The sequence below is a fragment of the Acidimicrobiales bacterium genome (assembly GCA_016794585.1).
Taxonomy (GTDB): Bacteria; Actinomycetota; Acidimicrobiia; order Acidimicrobiales; family DATDAH01; genus JAEUJM01.
The window spans coordinates 20,984-37,687 of the sequence record JAEUJM010000047.1; the positions used below are offsets into that span (position 1 = coordinate 20,984).

Here is a 16,704-nt window from a genome sequence, read left to right on the forward strand (position 1 = left end):
GAGACCTGCCATGCCCGAGCCCATCGAGATCGTGCAGCAGTTCTGCGACGCGTGGGGGACGCCCGATGAGATCGAGGCGTCGATCGCGCTGTTGTCGGACGACTGCGTGTACCACAACATCCCCGTCGACCCCGTGGTGGGGATCGAGGCCATCCGGGAGTTCGTGGCGAACTTCGCCGCCGGCGTCGAGTCGGTGACGTTCGCCACGAACGCGATCGCCGCCAACGGTTCGACCGTGCTCACCGAGCGGGTGGACACGTTCCTGTACCCGGGCGGCAAGCGCATCGACCTGCCGGTGATGGGCACGTTCGAGGTGAACGCCAGCGGGAAGATCAGCGCCTGGCGGGACTACTTCGACCTCAACCAGTTCATGTCGCAGATGGGCTGAGGTAGGGGAGCGGCGTGACCTCGTTCGCACCGTCGGGAGCCGCCCAGATCGCCTACGACGACGAGGGCTCGGGCCCGCCCGCGCTGTTCCTCCACGCCGGCGTGACCGACCGCCGCTCCTGGCGCGCGGTCGTGGACGACCTGCAGGGGTCGCGGCGCTGCCTCGCCTTTGACCAGCGGAAGTTCGGCGAGACCTCGTACACGCCCGAGCCCCACTCGACGCCGGCCGACGCCGTCGCCGTGCTGGACCACGCCGGGGTCGACGAGCCGGTGGCGGTGGTCGGGTGCTCGATGGGCGGGACCGCGGCGATGGACCTCGCGCTCCTGCACCCCGAGCGGGTCGAGCGCCTCGTCCTGATGGCGCCTGGCGTGCGCGTCGAGGGGGTCTACCCCGACACGATCCCGGACTCGTGGCGCGACCTCGTGGCGTCGCTCGAAGCGGCGGAGGAGGCCGGTGACCTCGACGAGGTGAACCGCCTCGAGGCCCACCTGTGGCTGGACGGGCCGACGGCGCCCGAGGGCCGGGTCGGCGGCGCCGCCCGGGAGCGGTTCCTCGCCATGAACGGGCGGGCGCTCGCCGCCGAGGACCCCGGCGGGACCGTGGGCGTGCCCGAGCTCTGGGAGGGACTGGAGCAGCTCACGATCCCGGTCCTGGTCCTCGTCGGCGACCTCGACACCGACGAGGAGCAGGGCGCCGCCGAGCAGCTCGCGGCGATGATCCCCGGCGCCCGCTTCGAGCGCCTCGATTCCACCGCCCACCTGCCGCAGATCGAGGCCCACCCCCGGCTGCTCGAGGTCGTCGCCGAGTTCCTCGCCTGAACGGCAGTCGCTCTCACTCACTGGAGGGAGTTGTCGCCACTGCGGCCCACTCCCTGCAGGCGGTGAGAGCGTCAGCGGCCGGTGATCTCGGTGGGGGAGATGCCCAGCCAGGCCTCGAGGTTGCGGTGGAGGTTCCAGATGCGGCACTCCTCGTTGGAAAGGGTGACGCGGGTGAACCCGGGTTGGTGCAGGCCCCGCTGGGCCCGCTCGGCGTTGGCCACGTCCTGGCTGAGGACGAGGCCGATGGGCAGGTCGCCGTCGGGCGGCAGGGTGACGTCGAGGGGCGGCGTGCGGGGCGGCGCCGGCTCGGTGGGCACCCGGTCGAAGACGAACACGTCCATGACGCCCTCGTCGGGGGTGGCGCCGGGGCGGGCCCGCACCACCGAGAGCAGGTCGGGGAACACCACCATGGTGATGTTGGGGAACAGGTTGTACTGCGACATGGTCAGCAGGCGGTCGTCGTCGTAGGCCGAGAAGTCGAGCCCTTGGGCCTCGTTGTGGGCCCGCAGGCGGCCCGCCAGCACGTCCCGCAAGGAGGAGCCCTCGGGCACCTCGGGCGCCGGCCCCGCGGTGGCTTTGTCCGAGATGCCGATGCGCTCGCCCATGACCTCGACGAACGACTGCCACACGCCCTCGTCGTCGGGGCGGTTCCGAAGGCGCGGCGACGGCAGGCCGTAGCGCTGCTCGAGCTTGCCGTGGTGGTCCCAGATGGTCTGGGGGCCGTCCACGTCGTCGACGCTGCCGAGCATCTCGCGGTGGATCCCCTGCACGTGGTACGTCTCGCTGAAGCCGTCGATGATCGTCTTCCAGTTGGCGGCCAGCGGGATGCTGACCAGGTAGCGGCAACGGAAGTCGTCGAGGCCCGCCCAGGCCACGTCGGCGGGCACCTCGCCGAGGAACTCGGCCAGGTCGGGGTGGTCGCCGTCGGCGGGCCCCGGGTGGACGAAGACCAGCGGCCCCCAGGTGGCGACCGCCACCGTGCGCAGCGCGTAGTCCTCCGGCGGGAGCACACCGAAGCCCTTGCGCGACGGCACCTCGCGCAGGCGGCCGGTGAGGTCCCAGCTCCACCGGTGGTACGGGCAGCGCAGTTCGTCGAGACCCGTGGCCGAGCCGGGGCACAGCTCGCTCCCACGGTGGAGGCACACGTTCTCGAAGCCCCGCAGCTCGCCGTCCTGGCCGCGCACGATCAGCACGGACCGGTCGGCGAGGCGGTAGTCGAAGACCGACCCGGGCTCGGCCACGTGGTCGACCGTGCAGGCGAGCTGCCAGACCCGGGGCCACAACCGCTCGTGCTCGAGGGCGGCGAAGGCCGGCGAGGTGTACCGGTCGGCCGGCACCGTCACCGGTCCGGTCGCGCCGATGCCGGTGCGGATGGTGGCGCCGAGCGGCGCCTCGTCGGTGTGGACGGCCTCGTGGAGGTCGGTCATCGCGGGTCCCCCTCGTCCGGTCCGGTCAGAGCACCCAGTTGTTCGGGACGTCGTCGGGGCGCAAGAGCGCGTCCGTGCCGCCGTCCACGAAGAGCAGCGAGCCCACGAAGAACTTCGCCTCGGGGCCGAGCAGGAAGGCCACGAAGGCGGCCAGCTCCTCCGCCTTGCCGGGCCGGCCCACCGGGAGGGGGAAGTCCTTCAGGAAGGGGGCGAGCATCGGGTCGGCCAGGCCCTCGTCCACCAGGGCGGTGGCGACCATGCCGGGGGCGACCACGTTGAGGTTGATGCCGGCGCCGATCCACTCGTCGGTGACCGCGGCGCGACGGCACCAGCGGGCGATGGCGGTCTTCGTGGCCGGGTAGGCGCCGAAGGACCCGTCGGCCTCGCTCGCCGCCCGGGCGGCAGCCTCGTCGCCGCTGAGGCAGGCCTCGACCACGGCGGCGGGCACACCGGGCTGGACCGTGGTCGAGTTGGAGCTGATGGCCACGGCGGCGGCGCCGTCGGGGGCTGCGGCGAGGGCCGGGCGCAGGCCCTCGAGGAGCGTGATGGCGCCGAAGTAGTTGACCGACACGACGATGGGTCCCGGACGGTCGGGGAGGGGACCGAGCCCGGCGAAGGGGACGAAGCCGTCGAGCACCCCGCCCGACGCGGCGAGGACGCCGTCGATGGCGGCCTGGCGGCCCTCCGGCGTGCCCAGGTCGGCTTCGATGTCGGCGTCGTGGAGGTCGACCCCGATGACCGTGTGCCCGTCTGCCTGGAGGCGTGCCCGCGTGGCCGCCCCCATGCCCGACGCCGACCCCGTGATGGCGATGGTTCCCATGCGTCCATCATGGCTGTTGGCGGCGGGCGGCCCGGTCGGAGCACACTGCCGGGCGATGATGCCCACCGACATCCGTGCCATCGACCTCATGATCGGCTTCCCCTCGGCCGAGTCCCGGGAGAAGTACGACTACCTCCGCAAGAACCTCCGCGACGCCGAGTCGGCCGAGATGGAGATGCCCGCCGAGTACATGTTCAAGGACATCCCGGACCACAAGGAGCCCGAGGACGACGCGGTGGCCATCACCCTCGCGGCGATGGACCAGTGCGGCGTCGAGATCGGCCTTGTCGGCGTCCAGTCCGACGCCGCGAAGCGGGCCCTGCGCCAGCACCCCGACCGCTTCGCGCCCAGCCTCGAGATCGACCCGAACGCGATCACGAAGGCGGTCCGACAGATCCGCGAGGCCCACGAGGAGTGGGGGCTGAAGGCGGTCACGACGTTCCCCTCGGGCTGCAACCCACCGGTGCCCGTGAGCGACCGTCGCTACTACCCGATCTACCAGACCTGCATCGACCTCGACATCCCGATCGTGGCCAACGCCGGCATCGCCGGGCCCCGCCTCCCGTCCGACGTGCAGGACGTCATGCACTTCGACCAGGTCTGCTACGACTTCCCCGAGCTGCGCATCGTCATGCGCCACGGCGCCGAGCCGTGGGAGGCGCTGGCGGTGAAGCTGATGCTCAAGTGGCCCGGCCTGCACTACATGACCAGCGCGTTCGCCCCGAAGTACTACCCGCAGGCCATCGTCGACTACGCCAACACCCGGGGCGCCGACAAGATCCTCTACGCCGGCTACTTCCCGATGGGCCTGAGCCTCGAGCGCATCTTCGCCGAGCTGCCCGACGTGCCCTTCCGCGACCACGTGTGGCCCAAGTTCCTCCGGGAGAACGCCCAGCGGGTCTTCAAGCTGTAGCGCTGGCCGAAGCGCGATTCAGAGCGCGTCGAGCGCGACCAGCACCGCCATCCCCACCACCAGGGTGAGGATGGAGTTCCTCGTCTTCCAGGCCACGCCGGCCGCGACGAGGCCTGCAGCGAGCTCGGGGGTCGACAACGAGAACTGGCCATCGGGACGCAGGAACGCCGGTACCACGATCGAGGCGAGCGCCGCCGGTGGGATCTGGCGCAGGATGCGCTGCACGAACGGGGGCACGTCGGCCATGCGGTGGGCGGCCATCAGGAACGACGCCCGCATCGAGAAGGTGCCGATGCCGCCGAGGATCACCGCGAACCAGAGTCGGCTCACGGCACCTCCTCCTCGCCTGGGCCCGCCTCGTCGGGCTCGACCGCCGGCGTGCTGGTCGCGGGACCGTCACGGCGGTACTCGGCGACGACGCCGGCGGTGATGCCCGCCGCTGCGCCGGCCACCGTGGCCAGGTGGGGGTCGCCGAACTGGGCGCACAGCACTGCGGCGATCCCACCGAACAACGCGGCCAAGACCGCGGGTGACGAGTTCAGCGTGGGGATGAGCAGCACGAGGAAGACGAGCGGGACGGCGAACTCGATGGGCAGCGAATCCGGGATGGCACCGCCGATCAGGACGCCGACCACGGTGCAGATCTGCCAGTTGACCCACAAGGCCAGTGCGGCGCCCAGGTAGAAGGGCACTCGCCGCTCGGGCTCGGCGCCGTGGCCGCCGCCGGTCCAGCGGGTGATGGACACGGCGTAGGCCTGATCCGTGAGCACGTAGGCGATGCCCGCCCGGTGGGCGTGTGACTCGCGGGCGAGGAAGGGCGAGAGGGACGCCGAGTAGAGCATGAGGCGCAGGTTGATGGTCCAGGCGGTGAGCACGGCCACGGCGACCGAGCCGCCGCCGCCCAGCACGTCGACCATCGCGAGCTGGCTCGCGCCCGCGAACACGATGCTGCTGAGACCGACGGCGATGCCGCCGCCGAGACCTGCGTCGACCGGGGCGGCCCCGGCTACGAGACCGAAGGGGATCACGCCGACGAGCAGGGGCGTGACGGCGATCACCCCGGCCCGGAACTCCTCCCTCCTCACCCGCTCTGTTTAGCGCCGCGCTGGCGCGCGCCCGGCACCGGATTCCGCCCAGGACCCCGATGGGTCGCCGCGGGCCTTGTTCCGGTCCCTCCCCGGCAACACCCCTGTGTAGCCAACTCGCTACCAGAACGCTGATGGGGGACGGGGACGTGCCGAGCGGGCGTCGGGGGCTCAGGTGCCGTGGGGGCCGAGCTGGGCCACGCCGCACACCACGTCGGCGTTGATGCAGTAGCGCACGTCGGTGGCGAGGGCCTCGGGGTCCCACGCGTTGAAGAAGTCGGCGTGGGCGGTGAAGGTCTCCCCGGAGGCGAGGCGGAGGTTGGAGGCGTCGCCGTGGAACGGGTACTCGATGATGAACTCGAGCTGCGGCACGGCCACCGGATGGCTGTCCGGGCAGCCGTCGGCATCGCTGTAGGCCATGTGGCTGGTGTGGTCGATCGGGTCGTCGAGGCGCTCGCCGTCCCAACAGTCGGGATAGGTGATGCGGACCCGCAGCGGCGAGCCCTCACCGCAGTCCGGGGGAGCGGCGTGACGGCGGGGGTTGAACCCGCACGACCAGCCCACGATCGCCGTGTCCTGCTCCTCGGTCGAGAACTGGTCGCCGCCCAGCATCTTGAGCCCGAGCGGGAAGGGCACGACGGTCGCCGGGTCCACCCCGGGGGCGGCCCGGTAGTAGGCGTTGGAGCCGGACGGCTCGATGCGTCGGTCGCCGTCGTAGAGCGCCGGCGCCCAGTAGCTGGCCCGGTCCTCCTTGTTGCGACAGGTGGTGTCGGCGTCGACGAGGTCGTCCACGGTCGTGGAGGCGTTCACCCCGACGGCGCCGAAGAACTCGTGGAGGTGGGACATGCCCTCCATGCCGTAGTGGACGATGGGGTCGGCCGGGGCCGCGTGGGACCACGAGCACTCCACCACGAAGCGACCCTGGTGGGGTGGCACCGGGCCGGCCTGCTCGTCGGACGAGCCGGACGACCCGAACGACGACGGCCGCGTCAGCGCGACCGCGGCCGCCACCGCCACGAGGGCGATGGCGGCCGCGGCCACGACGACGGTGCGGCGTCGGGTCAATCCGTGGGCGCCGGCGGCACCTGGATCGCGTCGACGTCGATCTCCTCGGTCGGGCCGCGGGCGGGCTCGGTCGGGGCGGTCGCGGCGTCGGGCATGTTCTCGAGGTCGCCCGGGTCGGGCAGCTCGACGGTCTCGAAGTCCGCGGGCTCGGCCTGGTTGGCGTCGAGCAGGCCGATGAGCGCGGCCGACTCGGCGTTCACGACGCCGAAGGGCCCGCCGCAGGGGGCGACCGTCTCGAGGTCGGCCGGGCTGAACACCGCGGCGTCGTTGTCCGCGAAGCAGTTCTCCTTGTCCTCGGGCTCGACGCTCATGATGTCCCAGCCGCCGTTGGCGTCGTTGCCCTGGGCGACGTTGCCGACGACCTGGTTGCGGTGGGCGTGCCAGACGAGCGGGTTGGGCAGCTCGGCCAGCTCGGCATCGGACACGGGCACCGAGTCCTCGACGCAGTTCGGGTCGGGCTCCTCGATCAATGGCCCGATCGGGTCCGACTCGGGGGTCGGCGCCACGAGGATGCCGGCCACCGGGTTGTTGTCCACCCGGTTGCGCTCGACGATGTTGTCGTTCGAGCCGGTGATGATGATGCCCACGCCGGGGAACTCGGCGGCCACCGCGATGGCACTGGTCTCGAGGTTGCCGTTGTCCGAGGCCACGTTGCCCACGATGGTGTTGCGAATCGGGGGCGCACAGCCCTCGTAGCTGCCGGCGTTGGGGACGATGCCCGAGCGGTTGTGGCGGAACGTCGAGTTGACGATGGTGACGTTGGTCGAGTTGGTGCCGGAGTAGCCCAGGCCGTTCCATTCGGACGTGAAGTCGTCGATGACCGCGTTGCAGTCCCCGCACTGGCCGATGTAGATGCCGGCGTCGGGGCTGCCCGAGCCGTACGAGTGCTCGAACACGCCGTTGACCGAGCCGTAGGCGTAGACGCCGTAGTCGCCGTTGCGGATGGCGGTCAGGTACGAGCCCCGGTAGCCGTCGGCGCCGGTCCAGAAGAACCCGTTGCCGGTGTAGTTCTGGGCGGTCATGTTCTCGACCACGACGCCGTCGGTCTCGAGGATGCGGATGCCGTTCTCGAGCTCGAAGCCGCCCTCGAGGATCACCTCGTTGCGGTCGATGCCGCGCAGTGTGATGTCGGGGCAGGTGACGTTGACGGCCTCTTCGTAGGTGCCCTCGGCGATCAGCACGAGCGCGCCGGGTGCGGCGGCGTCGGCCGCGGCCTGGATGGTGTCGAAGTCCTCGGGCACGTTGAGAGTGCCCTCGGTGTCACACGTCGGCGTCGCGGGCGCGTCGCCCCCGCTGCTGCTCTCGTCGCCGCCGTCGCCGCCATCGCTGCCGCAGGCGGCGGCGAAGAAGACGACGGCCAGCAGCACGGCCAGCAGTCGTTTGGTGGTGGTGGTCATCGGTGCAGGTCTCCCCCTGGTGTGCGGCCGTCAGCCTTCGACGGTGATGGAGCCGATCATGCCCGCCGTGGCGGTGCCGTGGATCGAGCAGAAGTAGTCGTAGGTACCGGGCTCGTCGAACGCGATCGGGGCCGCCTCGGTGCCGGGCTTGAAGTCGTCGACTTCGATGGTCCAGTCCTCGTCGGGGTCGGCCGGGATCACGTTGTGGTCGTTGCGGCCCCGGTTGGTGAAGACGATCTCGGTGCCGGCCTGCACGGTGATCTCCTCGGGAGCGAAGGAGTTGTCGAGGGCGTCGACGTTCTCGGTGACGCCTTCCACGAGCTCGACGTCGTCGCCGCCGCTGCCACAGGCGGTGAGGCCGAGGCCGGCCACGAGCAGCGTCGTGGCGGCGAGGCCGAGCAGGCGGCGGGGGGTCGAGTGGGATGGCATGGTCGAGCGTCCTCCGGAGATCACGGGCCGGGTGATGGTAGTGGCTCGGTCGCAACCCGTCGGTGCGGGTCGGGTGGAGCTCAGTTGCCGCGCACCGCGCCGTCGAGCATCGGTGGCCGGTTGGGCCACTTGTGGAACGTCTTGCGGTGCGCCGCCATGGCCGACTGGATCAGCTCGATGTAGACGAGCTTGCGGATCAGGTAGCTGTGCTGCTCCTTCGGGTCCAGGTAGAGGTTGAACATCTTCCCGTAGCCGTACTGCTGCATCACGCCGCTGAAGCCGCCCGAGTTCACCACGTCGGTGTCGTTGTCGGAGATCGACGCGATCATGTACTTGTACTCGGCCACCCGGATCGCCGAGAAGGTGGCCGTGAGCCAGTAGTAGTGGAACTTGCGGTTCGACAGGCCCTCGTCGCCCAGCAGGAACGAGGTCTGGTCGATGGAGTCGATGAAGCGGTCGCCCGGCAGGGTGTGATCGGCGCCGGCGAGGTGCAGAAGCGTCGCGAACAGGTCGAGCTGGTCGAACAGGCCGTCCGAGGCCCGGGGCGCGATCATCCCCGGCCACGAGAAGATGCCGGGCACGCGCACGCCGCCCTCCCACGTCGAGCCCTTGGCGCAGCGGAACGGGGTGTAGGCCGCGTCGGGCCACGTCTCCATCTCGGGGCCGTTGTCCGACGAGATGAAGATCATGGTGTTGTCGGCCTGGCCGGTGGCTTCGAGGCGGGCGACGAGGCGCCCCACGATGTCGTCGAGCTCGACGATGGTGTCCTTGTAGGGGTGCTTCGCCGGGGAGGAGCCCTGGAACTTCTCCAGCGGGTAGTTGTCGAAATGGGCACCGCGGGTGCAGTGGTAGAGGAACCACGGCCGCTCGTCGCCGGCCATCCGGTCGATGAAGGCCTCTGAGTACTCGGCCCAGCGGTCGTCGAGGGTCGAGAGCACCGGGATGGTGACCTCCTCGACGTTCTCGGGGTCCCCGCCGCGGGTGGCGTGCACCCAGCACTTGTTGAAGCGCTCGTTGCGCACCCACTCGGTGCGCTCCTCGCTGTAGACCACCTCCGGGAAGAAGTAGGGGTCGCGCCACTCGGTGTACATGTCCGACACGCTGAGGAAGCCGTAGAAGTCGTCGAAGCCCACGTGCTGGGGCTGCGAGCCGATGTTCTCGCCCATGTGCCACTTGCCCACGGCCTGGGTGACGTACCCCGCCTCGCTCAGCTTCTCAGCCAGGGTGACCTCGCCTTCGAGCCCGCCGGGCATGCCGTACATGGGCGGGATGAGCAGGCCGTGGCGCATCGGGAGGCGGCCGGTCATGATCGAGGCGCGCGACGGCGTGCAGGACGGCTCGGAGTAGCAGGACGTGAGGAGCAGCCCGTCCCGGGCGAGGCGGTCGATGTGCGGGGTGGGCGCCCCGGCCATGACCCCACCGCCGTAGCAGCCGAAGTCGCCCCAGCCGACGTCGTCCATGAGCACGATGAGCACGTTCGGCTTCTTGCCGGTCCGGGCCTCGAGGGCGGCCAGCTTGTCGGCGACCTCCCGCTCCTGGTCCGCGTGCACGAAGCGGGGCTCGCGGTTGTCGGCCACCGGCGTGGTGGCAGCGGTGATCGGATCGTGGGCCATGGTCCCCCCTCGAGGCGTCGCCAAGGACGTCTCCGGTCTAGTCGATGGGCCGCAGGGGCCCGGACGGCGCCGCGAGGTCAGCGGGGCGTCATCGTTCGTTCACGAGAATTAGGTCGATCGCCCTATCACAAGTCGGCTGCAACCGGTCGATACAAGTGTTTGTCAGAACACGGGTCCAGCAGGATCTCGTGCCGAAAGTACAAACACGGAGAAACCGATGATCCTCACCTACGAGTTCCTCGCCAACTGGATGCGTGCCCGCTTCGCCGATTCCGAGCGTGGTGCCTCGCTCGTGGAGTACGCGCTGCTGGTGGCCCTGATCGCCGTCGTGTGCATCGCCGCCGTCACCATCCTCGGCAACAACGCCTCGAAGAAGTTCGACAGCGTCGGCACCTCGATCAGCTGATCGACCGCTCGCAAGAGCTTGGCAAAGGGGGCGGGCCTTCGGGCCCGCCCCCTTTCCGCGTCCCTGCAGGGGCCCGCGCTGGCCCGGCAGGTCGGCGACCGGTGGGCGCACCCTCAGGTGCGCTTGACCTTGGCCCGCACCACGTCGGTGGCGCCGGCGTCGTTGCTCGAGGTGACCCGGACGTCGGCGTTGTGCCCCGAGCCACGCACGGAGGTCGTGGTGGCCTTCACCTTCACCCGCAGCGTGGTGGTGGCCCCGGGTGCGAGGTCGGGGACGACGTAGGTCCCGGCCTTCACCGCGGCGGTGATGTTGGTGCCGACGGCGTCGAAGTAGGACACCTTGTAGCCGGCGGCGCCCGAGTCGACGCCCCGGACGGTCAGCGAGTCGGTGGCGTCACCGTCGTTGCCGATGCGGACGTAGAAGTTGCGGGCTGCGCCCCTCGCCACGTTGGCCTTGGCGGTCTGGGCGGGGGTGACGGCGGGGGAGTAGGTGCCGTTGACCGCGAAGGGCCCGGCGAGCGCAGTGCCCACCTCGGCGTCGGCCGCTCGACGCGGGTTCACCGTCGTGCTCACCGCGTTGGTCGTGGTCCCCGTCGTCTCGGCGGTGTCGACCGAGGCCGTCCGGGTGAAGGAGCCGATGTCGGCGACGGTCGCAATGCGGGTGCACGCCACGTGGGCGGTCTCGCCCACCGCCACCGAGCTCGGCGGGGTGGCGCAGGTCGCGCCCGGGATCGTGGCCGTTACGCCGGTCAGGCCGATGTCGCCGGTGTTCGCCACGGCCACGTCGTAGTGGATGGTCTCGCCGACCTTCACGGTCGCCTCGGTTCGGCTCAAGGTCGCGGTCATCGCGGGGCTGGCGATGAGGGTCGAGACGATCACCTGGTTCGGGTCGTCGGGGATGCAGGGCGTGTTGGCGTCGTTCCAGTTGACGTCGATGAGCCCGAACACGTTCCGCTGGTACTTCACCACCGCGTTGAGGGTGGGGGCCTTCCAGTTGATCGAGTTGCCGCGTGCTCCCGTGACCACCGCATCGACGTCGACGCTCGGGACGAAGTCCAGGGGCTGCCAGTTCCCCGACGTCACCTCGATCTCGATGGTGGGCGGCGTCGCGTCGGCGTTGACCCGGATGTAGGAGCCGGGGACAGCGCTCTCGATCCGGACCTTGAGGTTGCCGCCTTCGCGGGCCACGGTGGCCCAGTTGGGCGACGGTGAGAGCGTGGCGGTCACGGTGTTCCAGTTGATGCCCGCCGGGAGCGGCTGCCAGATGTCGACCCGCTTGATGTAGAAGAAGCCGTAGCTGATCCCCACGTCCGGCAGGCTGGTCGTGATGTCCGGGAAGGGGACGTCGAGGTCCAGGTGGGTGGTCCCGCCCTGCAGCACCGGATCGGGGCTGTCCACCACGGTCACGTCGAACGAGTCCGTGATGGTGTCCGGGATCTGCGCGGCGAGGACCCCGGTCGCCCCGGCGGGCAGGTCGCAGGTGTAGGAGACCGCGGTGGTGTCGGCGCCGGCGGGCGCGAGGCCCCCGAGGGCGAGCACCCCCACGAGTCCGATCGTGGTCGCGACGGCGCGCAGCTTCTGCATCCCAGCCCCTTTGCTCGTTCCCGCCCCCGCACGTCGTGAACGGTGTTCAGATACTAGACACCCGTGGCTACACCGGACCCACGAGCTGGCTCACCTCGAACAGCTCGTTCAGGTCGAGCACGCCGCCGGCGGCCTCGATCTCAGTCCGGCTGATCGGGGCCGGCTCGAACTCGCCCTCGCTGTCCTCGAGGGTGACGAGGTAGTCGTCGGCCCCGGCCACCTGGGTGAACTCGACGGTGTACTCGCAGTCGTCGAAGAGCCCTCCCGCGACCTGCTCGCCCTCCGGGAAGGGAGTGGGCGCCACCACGACGGTGCCGTCGGCCGTCTCGAGGCCGACGCTGGCCCCAGGGGCGATGCACTCGGCGTCGCCGGTGAAGATCTGCCCGAAGATGTCCCCGAGGTCGTCGGCGCTCAGCGTCAGGACGGCGGTGGCGTCGAGGGGGGGCGGGGGCGGCTCGGTGGTGGTCGTCGGTGCCGCGGTGGTGGACGGCGCAGCCGGCCCCTCGGCGGGCCCCGAGGTCGCGGTGTCGTCCGCCGGGTCCGAGTCGTCACCACCCGAGAGCAGGAGCGCGGCACCCGCGCCCAGGGCCAGGCACACGAGAGCCACGATCAGCACGACTGGCCACACCCTTCGGTGCGGCTCGGGCGGGGTCGGTGCGGCGGCCGGGGCACCAACGGCCATCGGCGGCGAGGAGGAGGGTGGGGAGGGTGGCGCCGGAGCGACCGGCTGCACCGGGGTGGCCTCGGCCGACGCGGGCCACCCGGTCACCGGGAGGACCCAGGTGTGCTCGATGAGGTTCGTGGTCTCCTCGACGAGCTCGTCGGTGGACGCCTCGTCGGCGCCGCCGACCAGGCCGGACAGGACGGCACGGGCGGAGGGCCGCCGGGTCGGGTCCTTGATGAAGGCGGCCTCGACGAACGGGCGCACCTCCTGCGGCAGGCCGGCGAGGTCGGGCTCGCCCGAGAGGATCCGGGTGGTGACCTCCTCTGGCCCGCCCATCCCGAACGGCGGCCGGGCCGTGCCGGCGAACGCCACCAGGGAGGCCCAGGTGAAGACGTCCACCGCCGGCGTGGAGACCTCGCCGGCCGCCTGCTCGGGGGCCATCCATCCGGCCGAGCCGATCACCGTGCCGACCATCGTCAGCGGCATCGAGCCGGCGGCGGCGGCGATCCCGAAGTCCACCAGCTTGGGTTGGTCGGCGGCGAGGATCACGTTGCTGGGCTTCAGGTCCCGGTGGATCACGCCCACCTCGTGGATGAGGACCAGCGCCTCCGCCAGCGCGGCGGCGAGCGCCCGCAGGCGCGGGCCGTCGAGGGGGCCGTCCTTCACGACGCTGTCGGCGAGGGTGGGCCCGTCGACGTACTCGACGACGAGATACGGCTGCTCGGCCTCGGTGTCGGCCGCCACCAACGCCGCGACCCGGGGTCCGGACACCCGGCGCAGCGCCTCGACCTCGCGACGGAAGCGCTCGCGGAAGGTCGGGTCGTGGGCCAGGTCGGCGCGGACGAGCTTCACCGCCACCTGCTCGCCGGCGGGGTCCTCGCCGAGGTACACGACGCCCATGCCGCCGGCGCCGAGCCGTCCCGTGAGCACGAAGTCGCCGAGGCGCTGGGGGTCGCTCGGCTCGAGGGGGGTGACCGCCATCGCCCCCAGTCTGCCCGGTCGGGGGCCGGTGGGCGCTGCACGGGCAGCCACCCGCTTTGTTCCTGCGCCGCACGCGAGCACACTGGGCCCATGGCATCGCTCCCGGTGGACGACCCCCGTGACTTCCTCGGCCTCGACCTCCTCCTCGACGAGGAGGAGCGCCAGATCCGCGACACCGTCCGGGCCTTCGTCAATGACCGGGTGCTCCCCGACATCGGCGAGTGGTTCGACGAGGGCACCTTCCCCCGCGAGATGGCCAAGGAGATGGGGGCGCTCGGCCTGCTCGGCATGCACCTCGAGGGCTACGGCTGCGCCGGCACGAACGCCGTGAGCTACGGCCTGGCCTGCCTCGAGCTCGAAGCCGGCGACTCGGGCTTCCGCAGCTTCGTCTCGGTGCAGGGCTCGCTGGCCATGTTCCCCATCCACGCCTTCGGCAGCGAGGAGCAGAAGCAGGAGTGGCTGCCCAGGATGGCGGCGGGCGAGGCCATCGGGTGCTTCGGCCTCACCGAGCCGGACTCGGGCAGCGACCCCTCCAGCATGCGCACGAACGCCCGTCGCGACGGCTCCGACTGGGTCCTCAACGGCACCAAGATGTGGATCACCAACGGCGGCATCGCCGACGTGGCGGTGGTCTGGGCCCGCACCGACGAGGGCATCCGCGGCTTCGTGGTGCCCACCGACACCCCCGGGTTCTCCACCAACGACGTGCACCGGAAGGTCTCGCTCCGAGCGTCGGTCACCTCCGAGCTCGTCATGGACGACGTGCGCCTGCCCGCCGAGGCCGTGCTGCCCGGGGTGGCGACCATGCGGGGCCCGCTGTCGTGCCTCAACGAGGCCCGCTTCGGCATCCTGTTCGGCGCGGTGGGCGCGGCTCGGGCCTGTTACGAGGCCGCCCTCGACTACGCCGGGGAGCGCGAGCAGTTCGGCAAGCCCATCGCCTCGTTCCAGCTCACCCAGCGCAAGCTCGTCGAGATGATGGTCGCGGTCAATCGGTGCGCGCTCGTGGCGCTGCACCTGGGCCGACGCAAGGACGCCCACGAGCTGACCCCGGCACAGGTCAGCTTCGGCAAGTTCGACAACGTCCGTCAGGCCCTCGAGATCGCCAGGGAGGCCCGGAGCGTCCTCGGGGCCAACGGCATCACCCTCGAGTACCCGGTGATCCGCCACATGAACAACCTCGAGTCGGTGTTCACCTACGAGGGGACCAACGAGATCCACACGCTCGTCCTCGGCCAGGCCATCACCGGCCTCCCCGCCTTCCGCTGATCCGCCGCCGCACAGGAGCCGAACCCATGGAGTTCACCGAAGACCACGCCATGTTCCGCAAGACGGTGCGGGACTTCGTCGAGCGGGAGATCAACCCTCACGTCGACGAGTGGGAGTCCGCCGGGATCTTCCCGGCCCACGAGCTGTTCCCGAAGCTCGGCGCCCTGGGCCTGCTCGGCCTCGAGTACGACGAGGCCTATGGCGGCCAGGGCGCCGACCACTCGTACACGGTCATCTTCGGTGAGGAGCTCGGCCGCATCCACTGCGGGGGCGTGCCCATGGCCATCGCGGTGCAGTCCGACATGGCCACGCCGTCGCTGGCGCAATTCGGCACCGAGGAGCTGAAGCAGCGGTACCTCGTGCCGGCCATCAGCGGCGAAGCGGTGGCGGCCATCGCCGTGACCGAGCCCGACGCCGGCTCGGACGTGGCCTCGCTGCGCACCCGTGCGGTGCGCGACGGCGACGACTGGATCATCAACGGCACGAAGCTCTACATCACCAACGGCACCCAGGCCGACTGGCTGTGCCTGCTCGCCCGCACCTCCGACGAGGGCGGGTCGCGCGGGATGTCGCAGATCATCGTCCCCACCGACACGCCGGGCTTCCACGTCAGCCGCAGCCTCAAGAAGATGGGGATGTGGTCGTCGGACACCGCCGAGCTCAGCTTCGACGACGTGCGGGTGCCCGTGGCCAACACCATCGGGGAGGAAGGCCGCGGCTTCCAGCAGCAGATGGCCCAGTTCCAGAACGAGCGCATGATCGCCAACTACCTGGCGGTGGGCTCCATGGAGCTCGCCATCGAGCGGACGGTGGCCTACCTGCGCGAGCGGGTGGTCTTCGGCAAGCCGCTCGCCGAGAGCCAGCACATCCAGTTCGAACTGGCCGAGCTGGTCGCCGAGCTCGATCTCGTCCGCCACTACAACTACGCCTGCGCGGCGGCCTACCTGCGCGGCGAGGACACCACCCGCTTCGCCACCATCGCCAAGCTCGTGGCGCCCCGACTGGCCCGGCGGGTGGCCGACACCTGCCTCCAGTTCCACGGCGGCATCGGCTACATGGACGAGACCTGGGCGTCGCGCTACTTCCGCGACAGCCGCCTGTGGTCGATCGGCGGCGGCGCGGACGAGGTCATGTTGCGCACGATCGCCCGCATGGACGGCATTGGCGGCTGACCAGCGGGCGCCCACCCCGAACCACCCCGCGGGACGCGCGCTCGTCATCGCCGGCGGCGACCCGCCCCGCCCCGACGAGCTGGCGGGCGAGGCGGCCTGGGAGTGGGTGGTCGCCGCGGACTCGGGCCTCGATCACGCGGAAGCACTCGGGTTGGCCGTCGACCGGGTCGTCGGCGACCTGGACTCGGTGTCGGCCCCGGCGCTCGCCCGCGCCCGGGCCGCCGGCGTGGCCGTGGACGAGCACCCCCGTGACAAGGACGCCACAGATCTCGCCCTGGCGCTCGATGCCGCGCTCGACCTCGGCGCCGCGGAGCTGCTCGTCGTGGGGCTGGGGGGCGGCCGTCCGGACCACCTCCTGGCCAACCTCCTGCTGCTGGCGGCGCCGGCGTACGCCGAGGCCGAGATCGACGCCCGCACGGCCGACGCCCGCTACACCGTCGTGCGGTCCCGCCCGCGGGCCCTGCGTGGTCGGGCAGGCGACGTGGTCACGCTGCTGCCGCTGCACGGCGTCGCCCGCAAGGTGCACACCGAGGGCCTGCGCTGGCGCCTCCACGGCGACGACCTGGCGCACGGGTCCACCCGGGGCGTGAGCAACGAGATGACGGGCACCGACGCCTGGGTGCTCGTCGGTGAGGGCGTGGCGCTCGCGATCCAGCCACGGTGACCCGTGCGTAGAC

Annotated in this window: 17 protein-coding genes; 7 read left to right on the forward strand and 10 right to left on the reverse strand. The window is 71.1% G+C overall.

Annotated elements, in window-relative coordinates; genetic code table 11:
* The first annotated feature begins 10 nt into the window (after nt 1-10).
* Entirely contained in the window at nt 11-388 is a 378-nt protein-coding gene (locus JNK12_23860) for a nuclear transport factor 2 family protein (GenBank protein ID MBL8778982.1), read from the forward strand.
* Between the two features lie 14 nt (nt 389-402).
* Nucleotides 403-1,206, forward strand: a complete 804-nt coding sequence (locus JNK12_23865; protein ID MBL8778983.1) for an alpha/beta hydrolase — start codon at nt 403-405, stop codon at nt 1,204-1,206.
* Between the two features lie 71 nt (nt 1,207-1,277).
* On the opposite strand, the gene JNK12_23870 is transcribed toward JNK12_23865, so the two are convergent.
* Nucleotides 1,278-2,633 (reverse strand): aromatic ring-hydroxylating dioxygenase subunit alpha, encoded by a 1,356-nt coding sequence (locus JNK12_23870; protein ID MBL8778984.1) that lies wholly within the window; start codon nt 2,631-2,633, stop codon nt 1,278-1,280.
* A gap of 25 nt (nt 2,634-2,658) precedes the next feature.
* On the reverse strand, nt 2,659-3,453 hold the full coding sequence (locus JNK12_23875) for an SDR family oxidoreductase (GenBank protein MBL8778985.1): 795 nt from the start codon (nt 3,451-3,453) through the stop codon (nt 2,659-2,661).
* A gap of 58 nt (nt 3,454-3,511) precedes the next feature.
* Here JNK12_23875 and JNK12_23880 point away from each other — a divergent pair, with 58 nt between their 5' ends.
* A complete protein-coding gene (locus tag JNK12_23880) occupies nt 3,512-4,366 on the forward strand; it encodes an amidohydrolase family protein (GenBank protein ID MBL8778986.1) in 855 nt (284 codons plus the stop codon).
* Nucleotides 4,367-4,384: 18 nt separating this feature from the next.
* On the opposite strand, the gene JNK12_23885 is transcribed toward JNK12_23880, so the two are convergent.
* The 6 genes from JNK12_23885 to JNK12_23910 form a co-directional block, all read right to left on the reverse strand.
* The gene (locus JNK12_23885) at nt 4,385-4,696 is read right to left on the reverse strand and encodes an AzlD domain-containing protein (protein MBL8778987.1); all 312 of its coding nucleotides are present in this window, start codon (nt 4,694-4,696) and stop codon (nt 4,385-4,387) included.
* A complete protein-coding gene (locus JNK12_23890; protein MBL8778988.1) occupies nt 4,693-5,451 on the reverse strand; it encodes an AzlC family ABC transporter permease in 759 nt (252 codons plus the stop codon). Before JNK12_23890 ends, JNK12_23885 begins: the two co-directional genes overlap by 4 nt.
* A gap of 171 nt (nt 5,452-5,622) precedes the next feature.
* Nucleotides 5,623-6,516, reverse strand: coding sequence for a DUF1996 domain-containing protein (locus tag JNK12_23895; protein ID MBL8778989.1), 894 nt, complete (start codon nt 6,514-6,516; stop codon nt 5,623-5,625).
* Nucleotides 6,513-7,913 (reverse strand): right-handed parallel beta-helix repeat-containing protein, encoded by a 1,401-nt coding sequence (locus JNK12_23900; GenBank protein MBL8778990.1) that lies wholly within the window; start codon nt 7,911-7,913, stop codon nt 6,513-6,515. The genes JNK12_23895 and JNK12_23900 overlap by 4 nt, the downstream gene beginning before the upstream one ends.
* A gap of 30 nt (nt 7,914-7,943) precedes the next feature.
* Nucleotides 7,944-8,342 carry a cupredoxin domain-containing protein gene (locus tag JNK12_23905; protein ID MBL8778991.1) on the reverse strand — a complete coding sequence of 133 codons (399 nt, stop codon included), beginning with the start codon at nt 8,340-8,342 and terminating at the stop codon, nt 7,944-7,946.
* 80 nt (nt 8,343-8,422) lie between these two features.
* Nucleotides 8,423-9,955: an arylsulfatase gene (locus JNK12_23910; GenBank protein MBL8778992.1), complete on the reverse strand. Its 1,533-nt coding sequence runs from the start codon at nt 9,953-9,955 to the stop codon at nt 8,423-8,425.
* 217 nt (nt 9,956-10,172) lie between these two features.
* On the opposite strand from JNK12_23910, the gene JNK12_23915 reads away from it, so the two are divergent.
* Entirely contained in the window at nt 10,173-10,361 is a 189-nt protein-coding gene (locus JNK12_23915; GenBank protein ID MBL8778993.1) for a Flp family type IVb pilin, read from the forward strand.
* Nucleotides 10,362-10,474: 113 nt separating this feature from the next.
* Here the strand turns inward: JNK12_23915 and JNK12_23920 are convergent, their stop codons facing one another.
* Nucleotides 10,475-11,944: a hypothetical protein gene (locus tag JNK12_23920; protein ID MBL8778994.1), complete on the reverse strand. Its 1,470-nt coding sequence runs from the start codon at nt 11,942-11,944 to the stop codon at nt 10,475-10,477.
* 67 nt (nt 11,945-12,011) lie between these two features.
* Nucleotides 12,012-13,589, reverse strand: a complete 1,578-nt coding sequence (locus JNK12_23925) for a serine/threonine protein kinase (protein ID MBL8778995.1) — start codon at nt 13,587-13,589, stop codon at nt 12,012-12,014.
* A 90-nt stretch (nt 13,590-13,679) separates the two neighbouring features.
* On the opposite strand from JNK12_23925, the gene JNK12_23930 reads away from it, so the two are divergent.
* The 3 genes from JNK12_23930 to JNK12_23940 are packed head-to-tail and all read left to right on the forward strand — an operon-like array spanning nt 13,680 to nt 16,691.
* Nucleotides 13,680-14,855, forward strand: a complete 1,176-nt coding sequence (locus tag JNK12_23930) for an acyl-CoA dehydrogenase family protein (protein MBL8778996.1) — start codon at nt 13,680-13,682, stop codon at nt 14,853-14,855.
* Nucleotides 14,856-14,881: 26 nt separating this feature from the next.
* Complete coding sequence (locus tag JNK12_23935; GenBank protein MBL8778997.1) at nt 14,882-16,027, forward strand: acyl-CoA dehydrogenase family protein; 1,146 nt, start codon at nt 14,882-14,884, stop codon at nt 16,025-16,027.
* Nucleotides 16,017-16,691, forward strand: a complete 675-nt coding sequence (locus JNK12_23940; GenBank protein ID MBL8778998.1) for a thiamine diphosphokinase — start codon at nt 16,017-16,019, stop codon at nt 16,689-16,691. The genes JNK12_23935 and JNK12_23940 overlap by 11 nt, the downstream gene beginning before the upstream one ends.
* The last annotated feature ends 13 nt before the right edge of the window (nt 16,692-16,704 follow it).

What these genes read in the sequence shown, in the direction of transcription:
- JNK12_23860 (MBL8778982.1), top strand. Translation starts at nt 11, where the DNA reads ATGCCCGAGCCCATCGAGATCGTGCAGCAGTTCTGCGACGCGTGGGGG.
- JNK12_23870 (MBL8778984.1), bottom strand. Translation starts at nt 2,633, where the DNA reads ATGACCGACCTCCACGAGGCCGTCCACACCGACGAGGCGCCGCTCGGC.
- JNK12_23875 (MBL8778985.1), bottom strand. Translation starts at nt 3,453, where the DNA reads ATGGGAACCATCGCCATCACGGGGTCGGCGTCGGGCATGGGGGCGGCC.
- JNK12_23880 (MBL8778986.1), top strand. Translation starts at nt 3,512, where the DNA reads ATGCCCACCGACATCCGTGCCATCGACCTCATGATCGGCTTCCCCTCG.
- JNK12_23900 (MBL8778990.1), bottom strand. Translation starts at nt 7,913, where the DNA reads ATGACCACCACCACCAAACGACTGCTGGCCGTGCTGCTGGCCGTCGTC.
- JNK12_23905 (MBL8778991.1), bottom strand. Translation starts at nt 8,342, where the DNA reads ATGCCATCCCACTCGACCCCCCGCCGCCTGCTCGGCCTCGCCGCCACG.
- JNK12_23910 (MBL8778992.1), bottom strand. Translation starts at nt 9,955, where the DNA reads ATGGCCCACGATCCGATCACCGCTGCCACCACGCCGGTGGCCGACAAC.
- JNK12_23915 (MBL8778993.1), top strand. Translation starts at nt 10,173, where the DNA reads ATGATCCTCACCTACGAGTTCCTCGCCAACTGGATGCGTGCCCGCTTC.
- JNK12_23920 (MBL8778994.1), bottom strand. Translation starts at nt 11,944, where the DNA reads ATGCAGAAGCTGCGCGCCGTCGCGACCACGATCGGACTCGTGGGGGTG.
- JNK12_23925 (MBL8778995.1), bottom strand. Translation starts at nt 13,589, where the DNA reads ATGGCGGTCACCCCCCTCGAGCCGAGCGACCCCCAGCGCCTCGGCGAC.
- JNK12_23930 (MBL8778996.1), top strand. Translation starts at nt 13,680, where the DNA reads ATGGCATCGCTCCCGGTGGACGACCCCCGTGACTTCCTCGGCCTCGAC.
- JNK12_23935 (MBL8778997.1), top strand. Translation starts at nt 14,882, where the DNA reads ATGGAGTTCACCGAAGACCACGCCATGTTCCGCAAGACGGTGCGGGAC.